This is a genomic window from Butyricicoccus faecihominis, from assembly GCF_014648015.1.
GTDB lineage: Bacteria > Bacillota > Clostridia > Oscillospirales > Butyricicoccaceae > Agathobaculum > Agathobaculum butyriciproducens.
This window is the reverse complement of sequence record NZ_BMQH01000003.1, coordinates 122,158-137,805: the sequence shown is the minus strand read 5'-3', so window position 1 is coordinate 137,805 and position 15,648 is coordinate 122,158. Positions and strand designations below refer to the sequence as shown.

The window sequence follows — 15,648 nt, the reverse complement described above, 5'->3', positions numbered from 1 at the left end:
GCGCCCATTTTTAAGTTCTTATCATGATTTGGAGGTAACAAACCCTATGAAAAAAATAACTGCGCTGCTGCTTGCGCTTTTGATGCTCGTCGGCGCTCTTGCCGGCTGCGGAAAGCAGAACGATACCAACAAAACCGACAAACTGAGCATTGTCACCACCATTTTCCCCGAATATGACTGGGTGCGTGAGATTTTAGGTGACAAAGCCGATAACGCCGAAGTCACGATGCTGCTTGATAACGGCGTTGACCTGCACAGCTATCAGCCCACTGCCGATGACATTGTCAAAATCTCCAACTGCGACCTGTTCATCTATGTGGGCGGCGAGTCCGACGACTGGGTGGACGATGCTCTGAAAAATGCCACCAACAAGAACATGAAGGTCATCAACCTGCTGGATGTCCTTGGCGACAGCGTCAAGACCGAAGAAGTGGTCGAGGGTATGCAGGAAACAGAGCACGATCACGACCATGACCACAGCAAGGAAGTCTCCACCTTTGAAGATGACGAGGTTCAGGACAGAAGCCTGTCTGATTGGGCGGGCGACTGGCAGTCTGCCTATCCCTTTGTGCTGGACGGAACGCTGGATGATGCGTTTGCAGCGATGGCAGAGAAAGGCGAAATGACCGCCGAAGAATACAAGACCTACTATCAGAACGGCTACAAAACGGACATTACCAACATCGATATTGAGGGTGACCACATCGAGTTCACCTACGAAGATAGCAAGAAGGTCGGCTCTAACTACAAGTATGTCGGCTATTACATTCAGAACTGGTCTACCGGCACGAAGGCGGCCATGTATCGCTTTGAGGCGGAGGACAAGGATTCCGGCGCGCCGGTCTACATTGAGTTCAATGACCACATGATCGAACCGGCCGCCGCCGAACACTTCCACATCCGGATGAGCAACGAGAGCTTCGACGCGATTGTCGATCCCGAAAACTCCTGGCCCACCTTCTTCCCGGCTGACATGACCGGCGAAGAGATCTGCGAACACATGGAAGGGCATGACCACGACGAGGACGAAGACCACGAGCATGAGGAAGAAAAGGACGAGCACGTTTGGCTTTCTCTGAAAAACGCGGAGGTTCTTGTAAATGCCATTTCCAAGTCCTTGCAGGAGCTGGACCCCGACAATAAGGACACCTACGCTACCAACGCCGCTGCCTATATCGAAAAGCTCTCTGCGCTGGACGGCGAATATCAGGCTGCCGTGGACGCTGCGACCTATAAGACCGTTCTGTTCGGCGACCGTTTCCCGTTCCGCTATCTGGTGGACGATTACGGTCTGAGCTACTATGCCGCTTTTGTGGGCTGCTCCGCCGAAACGGAAGCCAGCTTTGAGACCGTTTCGTTCCTTGCTAAGAAGGTGGATGAATCGAAACTGCCCTGCGTTCTGACCATTGAGGGCGCACAGCATAAAATTTCCGAAACCATTGTCCAGAACACCGCTGAGAAAAATCAAAAGGTGCTGACCATGGATTCCATGCAGTCCACCGCTTCTAAAGATGTGGCAAACGGTACGACCTACCTCTCCGTGATGGAGAAGAACCTGTCCGTGCTGAAAGAAGCATTGGGTTAAGGAGGTAGGTTTATGGCTCAGCTCACTTGTCAAAATCTCCGCGTCGGCTATGATGGGAAGTCCGTTCTGCAAGATCTCAGCTTTGAGGTCTTTGCAGGCGACTACCTCTGCATCGTAGGGGAAAACGGCTCTGGTAAGAGTACACTTATGAAAACGATCCTTGGCTTGCAGCCGCCCATCAGCGGCAGAATTTTGACAGGCGACGGGCTAAGGAAAAATGGGATCGGCTACCTGCCGCAGCAGACCGTCGTACAAAAGGATTTCCCTGCATCCGTGAGAGAGATCGTTCTCTCCGGGTGTCAGGGGCGCTGCGGCAGCCGCCCCTTTTATAACAAAGAAGAAAAACAGCTTGCTGAAGAAAACATTCGGAAAATGCAGATTGATAAGCTCTCAAAGCGATGTTATCGAGAGTTGTCCGGCGGGCAGCAACAGCGGGTATTGCTTGCCCGTGCGCTGTGCGCCACACAAAAAATGCTGCTCTTGGACGAGCCTGTTTCCGGGCTTGATCCCAAAGTGACAGCGGAAATGTATCGTCTGATCGACGAACTGCACCATCGGGACGGTATCACCATTATTATGATTTCTCACGATATTGCCGCCGCAGTCAAATACGCCAGCCATATTCTGCATATTGGCAACACCGTTTTCTTCGGAACAAAGGCAGAGTATCTCCAAAGCCCGCAAGGGCGGCTATTTGCCGCAGAGAAAGGCGGTGATGAACAATGACTGCAATCTTGGAAAAACTGACCCTCTATTGGGCGTACCCCTTTGTCCGCTATGCGCTGGTGGTCGGCGTGCTGATTGCGCTCTGTTCCTCTCTGCTGGGCGTAACGCTGGTGCTGAAACGGTTTTCCTTCATCGGTGACGGACTTTCTCATGTGGCGTTCGGAGCCATGGCGGTTGCCGCTGTGCTACAAATCACCAACGAAATGCCGCTGGTCATGGTCATTACAATCATCAGCGCCGTGCTGCTTCTGCGTACCGGGCAGAACACGAAGATCAAGGGCGACGCCGCCATCGCCATGATCTCGGTGGGGGCACTTGCTATCGGCTATCTGCTGATGAATTTGTTCTCCACATCCTCTAACTTGTCCGGCGATGTGTGCAGTACGCTATTCGGCTCGACCTCTATTCTGATGCTGACGAAAAGCGAGGTCTGGCTGTGCGCGGTGCTGTCGGTGGCGGTCGTGGCGGTATTTGTTCTTTGCTACAACAAAATTTTCGCTGTGACCTTTGATGAAAACTTTGCAAAGGCTGTGGGGACAAAGGCCGATTTGTATAACTTACTGATTGCCATAACGGTCGCCGTTGTGATCGTGTTGGCAATGAACCTTGTCGGCTCACTGCTCATATCCGCCCTTGTTATTTTCCCGGCGCTGTCTGCCATGCGGGTCTACAAAAACTTCCGTGCGGTGACGATCTGTGCGGCCGTCCTTTCCGTCTGCTGCGCCGCACTGGGCATTCTGATCTCCATCCTAGCTGGAACGCCGGTCGGCTCGACCATTGTGGCTGTGGATATTTTTGCATTTCTGATTTTCTCAGGAATATCCCGATTGGGAGGTATCCGCACATGAAACAGGCTTTGTTTATTCTCGCCGTCGCGCTTTATCTGGTTTCCCTCTGCGCCTGCGGCGATCAGAAGATCCAGTCCAAATCGAAGCAGGGCAGCGCGACCCAGCAGGTCGTTCAGGAGCAGATGGCGAATGCCACAGGCGAAACAACCGCTCCGCCGACTGCAATTCCGGAGCAGCAGCCTGCTTCGGATAAAACTGCACCGAAAAAATCCGTTCCGGAACCGGAGCAGACGCAGCCCGCCGAAGCGCTTCCGGACTATGAACCGGCACAGGCCTCCGGCGAACCGGATGTCGATCTGACTACGCTCAGCAGCACGATGGTCTACTCCGAGATCTATAACATGATGTACGAGCCGGATCGGTATGTCGGAAAGCGCATCCAAATGAATGGGCAGTTTGCGGCCTATGGGAATCCGAACACCGGCGCGGTGTACACGGTCTGCATCATCATGGACGCGACTGCCTGCTGCTCGCAGGGGCTGGAATTCGTCCTCGCGGGCGAGCATAGCTATCCTGCCGACTATCCCGAACTGGGAACAGAAATCACGGTCGTTGGCACATTCCAGACCTACGAAGAAAACGGATATATGGACTGCCATCTGGTCGATGCAGAGATAACCAAGTAAGAAATCGTATCTTGCAAAAAATAGCAGCTTTCCACCGAAGCCGCATTTCTGCGCAACGGTTGACGAAAGCTGTCTGTTTTGCTATATTATGCCCGTCAGCACAGAATATATCCGATGCGTGGCTTCCTGCATCGAGCGAGCCGGGTGGTATTGAATAGCGCTTTACAATCACCCGGCGGTTATCGCCCTAAAATGCAACTTTTCTGCGAATACAAGCTGATTTTCAGTTTCCACAGTGTCGAACATACTCTGCATCGAAATACCCACCTATCGACTTTGCGGTTTTGTGGGATTTTTTGCACGACCGCAAATATACACACGCCCCAGCGAATGGTGTTCACCCCGCAGCAATTCACTGTTTCACAAAGGAACTGCACAAAAGCGATAACTATTTCACCTTTTTCACTGCCCTTGCTTTACAGAGACGAAAATTGGTGATTTTCGACCCTTAGATGTACAAAAACAGGCGGCACCCAGCTGAGTGCCGCTCAGCCTGTAGAAAAAGTCTGTCTTAGCAATCACGCCAAGGCAGGCTTTTTCGTTTGAAAAGGGAAAAATAGCAGCCAAGAAAAATAATCGGCCGCCAAAATCCTTCTCCACCTCTTCCTATGAGAAGGATTTTTGCGTTTCCATTTCCAAGCGGCCAGTTTTTTCAAATTCATGGCAGCAAATTTAAGCTTCACCCAGTTGGTAACCTGAGCCAAGCCTCTGTACTGCGTATAGCGCATACCGTGCTTTTCTTTTGCATCGGCAAACACACGCTCAATTTTTTGTTGTCTTAGCTTGTAGATATCCCTGTACGAAGGTGTGTGTCGTACATCCTCAGCCATCTCCACAAAGTGCTGCCAGATATGCCTTGTAACGTTTTTTTCGCACTTGGCATTTTGTGTACACATCGCTTTTGTTGGGCAGTCTGCACACAGATAAGAACGGCTTTTGTATTCGCGGTAGCCATCGCGGTTTGTGGTAGAATGAAGTCAGAACTCTGCCACTTTCAAAGATTCTTTTGCAGATCCAAGGGGTTTTGTAGGCGCTGTCGGCTGCAACGATTTTGTGTTCGGGGTAGTGCTGGCAAATATCATCATACAGAGAATCAAATGCTACGCTGTCGTGAATATTTCCTGGCGTAACATGTACACCTAAAATAAAGTTGTGCTTGTCACAAGCGGTATACGCTTCATAGGCAAAGACTTTCTTGTGTTCGCCCGAATACGCCGCATTCCGGGTCTGTAGTCGAAACAGTCTTTTCTACCATTTCCGATTCACCGGAGTTATCTCCACTGCCAGAATCATTCCCGTTGTTGTTTTCGTCGAAGGGCTTCTTTCCGTGCGCTTCTCTGTCCAAATATCCCTCGTCCGCAGCTGCCTTTAATACCCAGCGAAAAATACACTCTACCGATGCGGTATTAAAACGGTGTTTGAAGTTATAGCTCACCGTTGAAAAATGCGGAACCTGCTCGTTCAGCGGATATCCAATAAACCACCGATGCGCCATATTCATCCCAATCTCTTCCAGTGTTCGGTGCAGAGAACGAATGCCGTAGATATGTTGAATCAGCACAATTTTGAACAGAACAACAGGATCAATGCTGGGACGTCCATTGTCTTTGCAGCACAAATCCTCAACAAATTCATACACCTTATTAAAGTCGATCGCTGCATCGATCTGACGCAGCAGATGGTCCTGAGGAACCATCTGTTCCAAACTTACAAACTCAACTTGATTTCTGTTTTCAATATTTTTCGTTAGCACGTTTATCACTCGTACTTATTATTCCATTTTTCGAACCATTTTACCAGAAAAAGGCCACCCAAATACTTCACGGTCAAACTCCATAATGAGGCCTCCCAATGTGTTACAGAGTAGAGATTTCTATGTATGTTGCGGATGATAAACTTAGGGCAATACCGCATAATTGAACAAGAGTGATTTGCGAGTAAATTTTGCGTACTGACGAGGCTCAGTTTTGCGGTAATACTTGATGTATTACCGTGAAACTGCAACAAAGTCAGGGCACAAAATTTCCGCAAAGCACCGCCGCTTTAATTGTGCGGTGTTGCCTTAGTTTTAATATATACTTAGGGCTTATTTGCTTTTCTTATTCAGCAGTTCACCATATGATCTAAATTCGTCAATGCGATGATCTCCTACAAGGGGACTGCATCATCTGCTTTGCGCTGGCGTTCAACCGGAGCAGTCTCTCACTCTGGGGGATTCCTTGGCGAATCAACTCCGCATTGATGCTTTCAAGATTAGCAAGAACGATCAATTGTTGCAGGCTTGCTTCATCCCGAATATTTCCTTTGGAATCCGGGTGTGTCTGGCGCCATTCCTTTGCCGTGATGCCGAACAGTGCAACATTCAGCACATCTGCTTCATTGGCGTAGGTAAAGCACTGACGCTGTGGGATCACATCCGGCGGAATCAGTACATCTTTGATTGCATCCGTATGCTTCCTCCGTATTCTGAAATTTGGTTGGCTGCAAATCTCGGAAACGGAGGGCGGGCCGCGGCAGCGGGGTTGCGCACAGGGCGCAAAAAATCCCACAGCGACACCGCTGCGGGCATAAGAGTATTTGAGGGTAACGATGATGGACGGGGCGGGGTATCCTCAAAAGGACGCAAAAAGTCAGGGCATCCGATGCCCGGCCATAGGTGAATGAAGGAGGGCTGCCATTCGACAGCGACGACAGTGCCGCGGATGTGAGGATACCTCATAAGAACCGCCTGTTCCGGCTTGGAGCCATGTTTTTCATTATCGTGCAGGTTCGGCCTCTGCGCTCAAAGCAGAAGATCACGACAGAAAAGCGGAGAGATTGCTGTATCGCAGTCTCTCCGCTTTCAACATGGATGGCTGTTCAGAAGCTCTGAACAGAGGGATGTATCAGATGGTGTGTTCTCAGTGGTCGAATGCCTGCCGGTTATTTCTTAGGCGGGTATAGAATGCTGCTTCAACCCCCATGTTCGTTGCCTACCGATTGGCCTCTTGTTCCTACATTTTGCTGACAACAGCCCTGATATCTACCACTATAAAAGCTATCCCTCGCTTGTTCATCTGCCTCCGATCATCCTTCCGGAAATTGCTCATTTGTGTACTTCCGCCGATAGCTGGACCATAGTTGAAGTCCCACTGGGACAAACGGGCTGGTGACATCACATAGCTGCCATGTTCAGCCGGATGCATCTGCTCCTGTGTTCATTTTTGAAATGATGTCAGAGAGGAAGCTGTCTGCGTTCCCAGACCTCAGGTCCTTTTTCTGAAGCAGCAGCACGCGTTCATCGTCGCAGACCACAAGCCACAAATGCAATGATTCAAAGACGCTCTTTATCCGTGTATAAGAGAGATGTTCTTCCTTCTCCTCTGCGCAGATCGTTACACCGGCATCCTCGAAGCGGATAGTGGTTTTGAACTTTTCCCAATCAACGGCCCGCCGCAGCTTCAGCGCTTTCCACGCCTCCTTTTTGCAGGATGCCGGTATGCGCGGCGGCGTTCTTCCGCGAGCAAGGGCAAACTCCAGCAAACCTGCAATGATCACGGCTCCGCCCACAATGATTCCCGCGGTGGTTTTTGGCGGCATCAAACCAAGAATCAGTGTCAAAAGGCCCAGAGCCAGCAGGAACACGCCATAAATGCGGTAGCGCACCGTCCGCTTTTCGCGCGCCGGGCCTTTCGCGGCGTGAGTTCTGATGCGGTCTATCGCATTCCACATAGCAGGGCAGCGCCGCCGGCTTTCAGCTTCCAAACACTGGTGCAGCAGCTCTACGGTTTCTCTGTCCACAGCAGGGTCATCGCAGTTGCTTATTTGAAAAAGATACATGGTGCTTCTCCGTTTCGAAATCGGCTCATTGAGAGTGCCGGAAAATCCATTCACAGCATATCGGACTGCCCGGCGGCAGTCCGATATGCTGTGATGTGCTGATGGTACTTTGCATAAGAATTGCCGACCGCTTGCATCCTATTTTTCAAACAGATGCAGCAGATATCCGTAGCCCTCGGCCTCCATTTTTTCATAGGGGACGAAGCGCAGAGCCGCACTGTTGATGCAGTAGCGCACGCCATTGGGGGACTCCGGATCGCCGGTGAACACGTGGCCGAGGTGGGAGTCTCCGGCACGGCTTCTGACCTCTGTGCGGCGCATGCCGTGGCTCAGGTCCTCCAGTTCCACCACGGCAGGGCCCTCAATGGGCTTTGTGAAAGCCGGCCAGCCGCAGCCGCTTTCGTACTTATCCGTGGAGGAAAAGAGCGGCTCGCCGGTGACGACATCCACATAGATACCCTTTTCAAACTTGTCCCAGAACTCGCCCGTGAAGGCACGCTCCGTGCCGCTCTCCTGCGTAACACGGTACTGCTCCGCCGTCAGCTTGTCCCGGATGGACTCCGCCGCAGGCTTCTGATAGTCGCCCGGGTCGATGCGCAGCCGGGAAAAAAGCTCCATCTCCTCGCGCGGGATGTGGCAGTAGCCGTCCGGATTCTTTTCGAGGTAGTTCTGATGGTATTCCTCGGCGGGATAGTAGTTCTTGAGCGGGCCGATCTCCACGAAGAATTTCTCGCTGCGGCCGCGCTCGATCTCCGCGATGCGCTTCACCGTTTCTCTCGCGCTTTCATTGGTGAAGTAAACGCCGGTCTGGTACTGGCTGCCCCGGTCGTTTCCCTGCCGGTTTTGTACCGTGGGGTCGATGACATAGAAGTACGCCATCAGCAGCGCGTCGAGGCTCACCTGCTCGGGGTCGTATTCCACCCGCACGGTCTCCCGAAAGCCGGTCTCTCCCTTGCAGACGGTCTTGTAATCGGCGTCCGCCTCGCAGGTGCCGTTGGCGTAGCCGCTCTCGGCGTCGATAACGCCGGGGATGGACTGCATCAGCTGTTCCATGCCCCAGAAGCAGCCGCCCGCCAGATAGATGACATTGTCTGTGGTATCCATATAGGTGATCTCCTCGTCAGACCGGTCAAAAGCCGGGCCGTCCATGTTTGCTTCCTGTCCGCTCTTTTCCTTCGGCACAGTCTGCCGCCCGGCGGCGCAGCCGCTCAGCAGCAGTACCGCGGCGAAAAGCAGGGCTAATACACTTCGATACATCGCGTTTCCTCCTTTCAGGGGAATCCGGGCTCACTCCGCCCCTTGCCCGCCGAGGGCAATGCAATGGCGCGCAGCAGGCACTTTTTTAAATCTCAGGTCAGCCCATATCGGCGGCAAGAGCCTGGTCGATGAGTTTTTGCAGCGTCTCCGCCTGCTTCTTTTCCGTGATGGCGCCTACGATGGGTTCACCCACGATGTTGCCGCTGCGGTCGACCACATAGGTTGTGGGATAGGCAAAGATGTTGGTGGTAAACTTTCCCGCCTCACCGTCGGAGTCAAAATACACATTCTGATAGGTGGCGCCTTTCTTGGCAAGCACCTCCTTCGCCTCGGCAATGGCCTTCTCGTCGCCGTCCAGCGTGAAGGTGTTGACGCCGATGAGCGCGCCGCCCTTCTTCGCCAGTTCCTTGTTCAGCGCGTCCAGCTCGCCAAGCTCACCCACGCAGGGATTGCAGGTGGTGAACCAGAAATTCACCACGGTGACGGCGTTGGCGGAGAACAGCTCGTCGCTCTTCACCGTGTTGCCATCCAGGTCCTTGCCATCAAAGACGGGGAATTTCTGCATACTGCCGTCGTCGGGAGGGTTGCTCGTGTCGCTGCCCGCGGGCATGCTCATATCGCCGTCCATGGATTTCTGCATGATATCGGGATACTTCTCTTCCAACTCGGTCAGCTTGTTTTCAATATTGCTGATCTCCGTGGCTGACTCCTTCAGCCATGCAAACTCCTCGTCGCTGAACTCTTCCTTGGCGTCCTCGATGGTCTTGAGCAGGAAGTCGCCATAGTTTTTGCCGTCCTCCTGCATGGTCATGCCCTTATCGGCCGCCATGAACACCTTCTCCCAGAGCTCGGTTTTTTCCGACAGGAGCGCGTTCTCCTGTGCCATGAGTTCCTTGTGCATGGCGAGCGCTTCCTCGGCATTTTTCGCTTCGCCAGTCATGGCGGAGCCGTTACCGCTCATGTCGCCCATCTTGTCATTGTTCTTCGTACCGCAGGCCGCCAAGGCCAGCAACATCAGCACGGCAAAAGCCCGTGTAAAAATTCTCTTTCTGTTCATTTTGATTCCTCCATCGTTATTTTCTTTGTTGTTTCTTTCCCATTGCCGAAGCCGTAGTGGAAGCTCACGGCGTTCGTCGGGCAGGCGCGGATGCACATCCCGCAGCGGATGCACTCGGTATGGTTGGGCGTTTTCGTCACATCCACATCCATCTTGCAGGCTCTGGCGCATTTCCCGCAGGAGACGCACTTATTCTTATCCACTTTCATCTGGAAGAGGGACACCCGGTTGAACAGCGCGTAGAACGCGCCCAGCGGGCAGAGCCACTTGCAGAACGGTCGGTAGAACAGTACACTCAGCGCAATCACCGACAGCAGGATGCTGAATTTCCATGTAAACAGCTTGCCCAGCGCCGCCCGGATGCCGGAATTGGCAAGGGACAGCGGGATGGCTCCCTCCAGCACGCCTTGGGGGCAGAGGTATTTGCAGAAGAACGGGTCTCCCATGCCAACATCGTTCACAAGGAACGCCGGCAGGAGAATGACCATCACCAGCAGGACAGCGTATTTCAGGTATGTCAGCGGCTTCAGCCTCTTTGTGGAGAGCTTCTTTGTCGGAATTTTATGCAGCAGCTCCTGAAACCAGCCGAAGGGGCATAGAAAGCCGCAGATAAAGCGCCCCAGCAGCACGCCCAGCAGAATGAGAAAGCCTGTGATATAGTAGGAGAAGCTGAACTTGGACGAGCCCACCACCGCCTGAAACGCCCCAATGGGGCAGGCCCCGGACGCCGCCGGACAGGAGTAGCAGTTCAGCCCCGGCACGCAGACGGTCTTCCCTGCCCCCTGATACAGTCTGCCCTTGAGGAAATTCGGCAGATGCAGGTTGGTCAGCAGCGTCGCCCCCGCCTGAATCCAGCCCCGGAAGCGGGACATGGTCTGTGAAACGCCTGAAAACTTTTTACCCAATGCCCACACACTCCAGACATAATTGGATTGCTTTGCTCAGCACCGTCGCCGCCTCGCCCCGCCAGACACCGAAGCACAGCATGGTAATTCCGGTTATCAGCAGCACGATCTGCGCCGCGGCCTTTTTCCCGCAGCTCATTTTTCATCACCCTTTCCGATTTTCTACCCCCATTATAGCGCGGGAGAGTTAAAGTCTCTGTTAAGAACGAAAACTTAACGCAACTCTTATCTGTTTTTTCTATAAGGAAAGCAACACAAAAACGAAGAAATATAAAGGAGGGCTCTCATGCACCTTTTAGTAATTGAAGATGAACGCGCCCGGGGCGAACGACTATCGGGCAAAGCTCTTCCACTTGGCGGAGCTGGAGGCCCGCATCCGCAGCCTGACATTGCGGCAGTTCACCCAGCAGGATGTGCTGCTAAGCTGCGGAGGCCTGACCTTTGACACCCGCTCCCGTACCGCCGCCGTCAACGGGCAGACGCTGACGCTGACTCGCAAGGAAACGGGAATCCTGGGATACCTGATGGTGCATCAAGGAAGTCCAGTAAGTCAGGAGGCGCTGATGGATCACGTTTGGGACAATAGCGTGGACAGCTTCAGCAATTCCATTCGCGTCCACATCTCCGCCCTGCGCAAAAAGCTCCGCGCCATGCTGGGCTATGACCCCATCCGCAACCGCATCGGCGAGGGCTATCTGATGGGAGGCGAGGAGGAATGAAGCGTCTTTCTTTGCAGTGGCGCATCACGCTGATGACCGTCCTGCCCATCGGCATCACCTGCGTGGCCATGAATTTACTGCTGTGCTCCTCCGGTGTGTACTATATGGACACCATTGCGGACAGCTTACAAGGCGGCAGCACGGTGATCCTGAATGATGGCGGAGCGGCGAGCTTTGACCCGCAGCTCATAGCGCCCAACGAGGAGTTGACCATCGTCGTCGATGGGGTGCAGGGGCGCTTCCGCACCACCAACTGGTACATCACGGCGGCGGTAACGCTGCTCAGCGGCAGTTCATCGGCAACGCCGCCCACAAGCTGCGCACGCCACTGGCACTAATGCAGGCACAGTTGGAGCTGTTTTCCGCGGAGCATCCCGATGTGCGACCGGAGACGGCGGAGTTTCTCACCCTCCTGCGCGAGCAGACAGAGCGGCTGACGCAGATGACCAGGACGCTGCTGGAGATGAGCAATCTGCGGCAGGTGGCGCGGAATGAGCGGATCCAGCTCGCTCCATGGTCGAGGAGATCTTCACAGATCTCGCGCCGCTGGCGGAGAAGCGAAGCATCACGCTGGAAGCGGAGGGCGACAGCTCCCTGACCGGCAACGACGCGCTGATCTACCATCTACTCTTCAACCTGACGGAGAACGCCGTCAAATACAACCGCCCCGGCGGCTCGGTGCAGGTCGAGCTTGAGCATGGGCAGGAAAAGTGCATCATTCGCGTTTCCGACACCGGCTGCGGCATTCCGGAGGAGTATCAGCAGAGCATTTTTCATCCCTTCTTCCGGGTAGACAAATCCCGCAGCCGCGAGTACGGCGGCGCGGGACTGGGGCTTTCTCTGGTGTGGGAGATCGCCGATCTCCACGGCGGCTCCGTTTGGGTGGAGGAAAGCTCGGACAAGGGCACGACCATCGCGGTCGAACTGCCGGCAGGGACAGAAAGCGATCCCTCCGGCGCGGATATCACATAACAGTCCTCGGCTGATTCATGGCGATCGTTTTTCAACCTCCACAACATTATCGCGGCAACTTTCGATCAGTTTCCTGTCGTGGGTGATCACAAGAATGGTTCTGCCGTTCCGCGCTTCGCTTTTCAGCCTTTCCGCGATCAGGCGCATATTCTGCCCATCAAGGCCGCTGGTGGGCTCATCAAGGATCAATATCCTGCGGCCGGAAAAATGGCGCAGGCGATGGCAAGGCGCTGCTTCTGTCCGCCGGACAGGGCGGACGGATGCGCATCCCTGTACTCGTAAAGCCCAAATTCTTTCAGCAAATGTCTGGTACGGTCTTTGTTTTCTTCCGTCAATCCGGTATTCAGCAGCAGCTCCTCCGCCACGCTTGCCGTAAAAAACTGCGTTGACATGTCGTTGCCGCAGTAATAGATTTCCCTGCACCGGACTGCCGATCTTGCTTTTTTCCCGTCTATCAGGATATGTTTTGTCATTTTTTTTGAGAGTAACTCTTGACAGCTCAAACTGTGTCTGATATAGTTACAGTATAAACTGTTATCAAAACAGACACAGTTATTTCGGAGGTGAATCTATGCGTCAGATATTACTTTTTGCGGCACTTGCCGCCTCGCTGGCACTGCTGGCTGGCTGCGCGCTGTCCAAAACAAAAAAGGATACGGAGGACGTGGCAGAGAAGGCGGCGTATCATAAAATCAGCGCCGAGGAAGCCTATAAGATGATGACCTCGCAGGAGGTCGTGGTGGTGGACGTTCGCACCCGGGAGGAATACGACGGCGGACATATTGAAAACGCCGTCCTTGTCCCCAACGAGAGCATCGGGAGCGAAATGCCCGAGGCGCTGCCCGATAAGGAGGCAACGCTGCTGATCTACTGCCGCAGCGGCCGCCGCAGCAAGGATGCCGCCCAAAAGCTGCTGGCGCTTGGGTATCAGAGCGTCTACGACTTCGGCGGCGTCATCGACTGGCCCTACGAGCTTGTGAAGGAGGGATAATTGTGAACAGCTCCTTTAATCTGGCAGTCCACGCGCTGGTCTGCCTGAGCCACAGCGGACGCTCTCTCAGCAGCGAAGCGCTGGCGGAGAACATCTGCACCAACCCCACCCGCGTCCGCCGGGTGCTGGCGGGGCTGAAAAAGGCAGGAATGGTGGAGACCCGGGAGGGCTTGGACGGCGGCTACCGCCTGACGGCCGATCCTGCGAGCCTGACTCTGCGGCAAGTGGCGGAGGCGGTAAATACCCGCTTTGTGGACTGTGCGTGGCACAGCGGCGACATCGACCGGGACTGCGCCATCTGCTCCGGCATGGCGGGCGTCATGGACACGCTGTATCGGAACATGAACGAGGAATGCGCCGCCTATCTCTCGCACATTACGATCACAGATATTGAAACACAGCTTTTTACACAGAAATAGGAGGATATACGATGCTTACCATTACGACCAACAGCTTTGAAAACGATGTTCTCCGCGCGGACAAGCCCGTGCTGGTGGACTTCTGGGCACAGTGGTGCCCCTACTGCCGCCGCATTGCCCCGGCCTTTGACAAGGTGGGCGAGCAGTACGCCGATACCCTGACGGCGGGCAAGATCAACTACGACGAGGAGCCGCAGCTCATCGAGCGCTTCGGCATCGACACCATCCCCACGCTGCTGCTCTTTAAGGACGGCAAGGTGCTCGGCTCCATTGTCGCCCCCGCCTCCAAGGCGGCCATTGAAGCGTTTATCAAGGAAACGCTGGCGCAGTGAGGACACGATTATGAAGCAGATCTATGATATGATCGTCATCGGCGGCGGCCCCGCCGGTTACACCGCCGCCCTGTATGCCGCCCGTGCCGGACTTTCCACGCTGGTGCTGGAAAAGCTCTCCGCCGGCGGGCAGATGGCGCTGACGGAGCAGATCGACAACTATCCCGGCTTCGAGGACGGCATCGACGGCTTTACGCTGGGCGAAAAAATGCAGCAGAGCGCAGAGCGCTTCGGCGCGGTGACGGAGCTGGCGGAGGTGTACAAAGTAAGCCTTTCCGGGAAGATCAAGACGCTGGAAACCAGCGAGGGCGTCTTTCAGGGCCGCACGGTGGTCATCGCCACCGGCGCGTCGCCCCGTCCCCTGGGCGTTCCCGGCGAGGATACGCTCATCGGCAAGGGCGTCCACTACTGTGCCGCCTGCGACGGCGCGCCCTATCGGGGCAAGACCGTGGCGGTGGTGGGCGGCGGCAACTCCGCCGCGGCGGACGCTCTCGCCCTGTCCCGTATTGCAAAGAAGGTCTATCTCATCCACCGCCGCGACAGCCTGCGGGCGACGAAGGTCTATCATGAGCCGCTGATGAACGCGCCCAACGTGGAATTCCGCTGGAACAGCACCGTTTCCGCACTGCTGCACGAAAGCCGCCTGACGGGGCTTCGGCTAAAAGACGTCAACACCGGCGCGGAGCAGGAGCTTGCCTGTGACGGCGTGTTCATCAGCGTGGGACGTGCCCCGGCCACGGAGCTGTTCCGAAATGAGCTGGCGCTGGACAAGTCCGGCTATATCGTGGCAGACGAATCCACCCGCACGAATCTTCCCGGCGTGTTTGCCGTGGGCGACGTGCGCACCAAGGCGCTGCGGCAGGTGGTCACCGCCGTATCGGACGGCGCAGTGGCCGTCCACTATGCGGAGGAATATCTGGCGGAGAATCGGTAAAGGGCTGCAAACGATCCTCTCAACGGCAGTTCCTGTCCGTAAGCGATACGATTGCGAGCCTTGCCTCAAAAGAGCGCAGGGCATGTTAGATTAAGGAGATCATATATATGTGGCTGTTTTTCGGAATTTCTGCGATCATTTTTACAGGATTCAATCTGATTTACTCTTTTAAAAACAAGAATGAAAAATGGTTTAGATTCGCAGCCCTATCGTTCACTGCATTGACCGTATGTTCGTTTTATTCAGACGGAGCGATGCGTGTGCTAAATGAAGATTGGGGAGGCTTGATGGATATTATGCCAACCATGAGCAAGGCTCTGTGGGTATGTGTAGGGATATCTATTCTATTAAACTCTGTTTCGCTCTTTCGAGAGAAATAACCACATTTCTATCTCAAGGATACCATCCCCGGCTGCACACGGCAGGTCTGTGCCTTTGCCGTAGCCTATGTGGAATTT

The 15,648-nt window shown here is 54.3% G+C and carries 20 protein-coding genes and 2 pseudogenes; 11 read left to right on the top strand and 11 right to left on the bottom strand.

Annotation, left to right across the window (positions count from 1 at the left end; all coding sequences use genetic code 11):
* Positions 1–46: 46 nt before the first annotated feature.
* From IEY11_RS03950 to IEY11_RS03935, 4 genes are read left to right on the top strand one after another with little or no spacing between them, the layout of a single operon-like run.
* A complete protein-coding gene (locus IEY11_RS03950; protein ID WP_188885846.1) occupies positions 47–1,585 on the top strand; it encodes a metal ABC transporter solute-binding protein, Zn/Mn family in 1,539 nt (512 codons plus the stop codon).
* Between the two features lie 12 nt (positions 1,586–1,597).
* Positions 1,598–2,311, top strand: a complete 714-nt coding sequence (locus IEY11_RS03945) for a metal ABC transporter ATP-binding protein (RefSeq protein WP_188885845.1) — start codon at positions 1,598–1,600, stop codon at positions 2,309–2,311.
* Positions 2,308–3,159, top strand: coding sequence for a metal ABC transporter permease (locus tag IEY11_RS03940; RefSeq protein ID WP_188885844.1), 852 nt, complete (start codon positions 2,308–2,310; stop codon positions 3,157–3,159). Before IEY11_RS03945 ends, IEY11_RS03940 begins: the two co-directional genes overlap by 4 nt.
* Positions 3,156–3,785 (top strand): RAD23 family protein, encoded by a 630-nt coding sequence (locus IEY11_RS03935; RefSeq protein ID WP_188885843.1) that lies wholly within the window; start codon positions 3,156–3,158, stop codon positions 3,783–3,785. The genes IEY11_RS03940 and IEY11_RS03935 overlap by 4 nt, the downstream gene beginning before the upstream one ends.
* A 518-nt stretch (positions 3,786–4,303) precedes the next feature.
* Here the strand turns inward: IEY11_RS03935 and IEY11_RS14645 are convergent.
* From IEY11_RS14645 to IEY11_RS03900, 9 genes are all read right to left on the bottom strand, one after another.
* Entirely contained in the window at positions 4,304–4,708 is a 405-nt protein-coding gene (locus IEY11_RS14645; protein ID WP_118361403.1) for a transposase, read from the bottom strand.
* Positions 4,608–5,027: a transposase gene (locus IEY11_RS14640; RefSeq protein WP_199677316.1), complete on the bottom strand. Its 420-nt coding sequence runs from the start codon at positions 5,025–5,027 to the stop codon at positions 4,608–4,610. Before IEY11_RS14640 ends, IEY11_RS14645 begins: the two co-directional genes overlap by 101 nt.
* Positions 4,963–5,481: a transposase gene (locus IEY11_RS14635; RefSeq protein ID WP_243183956.1), complete on the bottom strand. Its 519-nt coding sequence runs from the start codon at positions 5,479–5,481 to the stop codon at positions 4,963–4,965. Before IEY11_RS14635 ends, IEY11_RS14640 begins: the two co-directional genes overlap by 65 nt.
* A gap of 436 nt (positions 5,482–5,917) precedes the next feature.
* A complete protein-coding gene (locus IEY11_RS03925) occupies positions 5,918–6,334 on the bottom strand; it encodes a hypothetical protein (protein ID WP_147359202.1) in 417 nt (138 codons plus the stop codon).
* 622 nt (positions 6,335–6,956) lie between these two features.
* The gene (locus IEY11_RS03920) at positions 6,957–7,604 is read right to left on the bottom strand and encodes a YcxB family protein (protein WP_118730227.1); all 648 of its coding nucleotides are present in this window, start codon (positions 7,602–7,604) and stop codon (positions 6,957–6,959) included.
* Between the two features lie 138 nt (positions 7,605–7,742).
* Positions 7,743–8,708 carry a peptide-methionine (R)-S-oxide reductase MsrB gene (gene msrB, locus IEY11_RS03915; protein ID WP_407926641.1) on the bottom strand — a complete coding sequence of 322 codons (966 nt, stop codon included), beginning with the start codon at positions 8,706–8,708 and terminating at the stop codon, positions 7,743–7,745.
* Between the two features lie 250 nt (positions 8,709–8,958).
* Positions 8,959–9,918 carry a TlpA disulfide reductase family protein gene (locus tag IEY11_RS03910; protein ID WP_118730229.1) on the bottom strand — a complete coding sequence of 320 codons (960 nt, stop codon included), beginning with the start codon at positions 9,916–9,918 and terminating at the stop codon, positions 8,959–8,961.
* Positions 9,915–10,790, bottom strand: coding sequence for a 4Fe-4S binding protein (locus IEY11_RS03905; protein WP_188885944.1), 876 nt, complete (start codon positions 10,788–10,790; stop codon positions 9,915–9,917). Before IEY11_RS03905 ends, IEY11_RS03910 begins: the two co-directional genes overlap by 4 nt.
* A 25-nt stretch (positions 10,791–10,815) precedes the next feature.
* Positions 10,816–10,962, bottom strand: coding sequence for a CD1871A family CXXC motif-containing protein (locus IEY11_RS03900; RefSeq protein WP_188885841.1), 147 nt, complete (start codon positions 10,960–10,962; stop codon positions 10,816–10,818).
* Positions 10,963–11,143: 181 nt separating this feature from the next.
* Between IEY11_RS03900 and IEY11_RS03895 the strand changes: the two are divergent.
* Positions 11,144–11,542: pseudogene (locus IEY11_RS03895) on the top strand (winged helix-turn-helix domain-containing protein); the annotation flags it as partial.
* Positions 11,539–12,514, top strand: a pseudogene (locus IEY11_RS03890) (sensor histidine kinase). The pseudogenes IEY11_RS03895 and IEY11_RS03890, both read left to right, overlap by 4 nt.
* Before the next feature lie 15 nt (positions 12,515–12,529).
* On the opposite strand, the gene IEY11_RS14825 reads toward IEY11_RS03890, so the two are convergent.
* Both IEY11_RS14825 and IEY11_RS14820 read right to left on the bottom strand, forming a co-directional pair.
* Positions 12,530–12,661 carry a P-loop NTPase family protein gene (locus tag IEY11_RS14825; RefSeq protein ID WP_243022757.1) on the bottom strand — a complete coding sequence of 44 codons (132 nt, stop codon included), beginning with the start codon at positions 12,659–12,661 and terminating at the stop codon, positions 12,530–12,532.
* 38 nt (positions 12,662–12,699) lie between these two features.
* Complete coding sequence (locus tag IEY11_RS14820) at positions 12,700–12,987, bottom strand: ATP-binding cassette domain-containing protein (RefSeq protein WP_243183946.1); 288 nt, start codon at positions 12,985–12,987, stop codon at positions 12,700–12,702.
* Between the two features lie 98 nt (positions 12,988–13,085).
* Here IEY11_RS14820 and IEY11_RS03880 point away from each other — a divergent pair, with 98 nt between their 5' ends.
* From IEY11_RS03880 to IEY11_RS03860, 5 genes are all read left to right on the top strand, one after another.
* Entirely contained in the window at positions 13,086–13,505 is a 420-nt protein-coding gene (locus tag IEY11_RS03880; protein ID WP_188885840.1) for a rhodanese-like domain-containing protein, read from the top strand.
* A gap of 2 nt (positions 13,506–13,507) precedes the next feature.
* Positions 13,508–13,924, top strand: coding sequence for an RrF2 family transcriptional regulator (locus IEY11_RS03875; protein ID WP_118480765.1), 417 nt, complete (start codon positions 13,508–13,510; stop codon positions 13,922–13,924).
* 11 nt (positions 13,925–13,935) lie between these two features.
* The gene (gene trxA, locus IEY11_RS03870; RefSeq protein ID WP_188885839.1) at positions 13,936–14,256 is read left to right on the top strand and encodes a thioredoxin; all 321 of its coding nucleotides are present in this window, start codon (positions 13,936–13,938) and stop codon (positions 14,254–14,256) included.
* Between the two features lie 10 nt (positions 14,257–14,266).
* Positions 14,267–15,190, top strand: a complete 924-nt coding sequence (gene trxB / locus IEY11_RS03865; protein WP_118730233.1) for a thioredoxin-disulfide reductase — start codon at positions 14,267–14,269, stop codon at positions 15,188–15,190.
* Positions 15,191–15,297: 107 nt separating this feature from the next.
* Positions 15,298–15,570, top strand: a complete 273-nt coding sequence (locus IEY11_RS03860; RefSeq protein WP_118480771.1) for a hypothetical protein — start codon at positions 15,298–15,300, stop codon at positions 15,568–15,570.
* The last annotated feature ends 78 nt before the right edge of the window (positions 15,571–15,648 follow it).

Bases quoted from the DNA above. Each gene is read 5' to 3' on its own strand.
- IEY11_RS03950 (WP_188885846.1), top strand. From the start codon at position 47: ATGAAAAAAATAACTGCGCTGCTGCTTGCGCTTTTGATGCTCGTCGGC.
- IEY11_RS03945 (WP_188885845.1), top strand. From the start codon at position 1,598: ATGGCTCAGCTCACTTGTCAAAATCTCCGCGTCGGCTATGATGGGAAG.
- IEY11_RS03940 (WP_188885844.1), top strand. From the start codon at position 2,308: ATGACTGCAATCTTGGAAAAACTGACCCTCTATTGGGCGTACCCCTTT.
- IEY11_RS03935 (WP_188885843.1), top strand. From the start codon at position 3,156: ATGAAACAGGCTTTGTTTATTCTCGCCGTCGCGCTTTATCTGGTTTCC.
- IEY11_RS14635 (WP_243183956.1), bottom strand. From the start codon at position 5,481: ATGGTTCCTCAGGACCATCTGCTGCGTCAGATCGATGCAGCGATCGAC.
- IEY11_RS03920 (WP_118730227.1), bottom strand. From the start codon at position 7,604: ATGTATCTTTTTCAAATAAGCAACTGCGATGACCCTGCTGTGGACAGA.
- msrB (WP_407926641.1), bottom strand. From the start codon at position 8,708: ATGGATACCACAGACAATGTCATCTATCTGGCGGGCGGCTGCTTCTGG.
- IEY11_RS03910 (WP_118730229.1), bottom strand. From the start codon at position 9,918: ATGAACAGAAAGAGAATTTTTACACGGGCTTTTGCCGTGCTGATGTTG.
- IEY11_RS03905 (WP_188885944.1), bottom strand. From the start codon at position 10,790: ATGTCCCGCTTCCGGGGCTGGATTCAGGCGGGGGCGACGCTGCTGACC.
- IEY11_RS03900 (WP_188885841.1), bottom strand. From the start codon at position 10,962: ATGAGCTGCGGGAAAAAGGCCGCGGCGCAGATCGTGCTGCTGATAACC.
- IEY11_RS14825 (WP_243022757.1), bottom strand. From the start codon at position 12,661: ATGCGCCTGATCGCGGAAAGGCTGAAAAGCGAAGCGCGGAACGGCAGA.
- IEY11_RS14820 (WP_243183946.1), bottom strand. From the start codon at position 12,987: ATGACAAAACATATCCTGATAGACGGGAAAAAAGCAAGATCGGCAGTC.
- IEY11_RS03880 (WP_188885840.1), top strand. From the start codon at position 13,086: ATGCGTCAGATATTACTTTTTGCGGCACTTGCCGCCTCGCTGGCACTG.
- trxA (WP_188885839.1), top strand. From the start codon at position 13,936: ATGCTTACCATTACGACCAACAGCTTTGAAAACGATGTTCTCCGCGCG.
- trxB (WP_118730233.1), top strand. From the start codon at position 14,267: ATGAAGCAGATCTATGATATGATCGTCATCGGCGGCGGCCCCGCCGGT.
- IEY11_RS03860 (WP_118480771.1), top strand. From the start codon at position 15,298: ATGTGGCTGTTTTTCGGAATTTCTGCGATCATTTTTACAGGATTCAAT.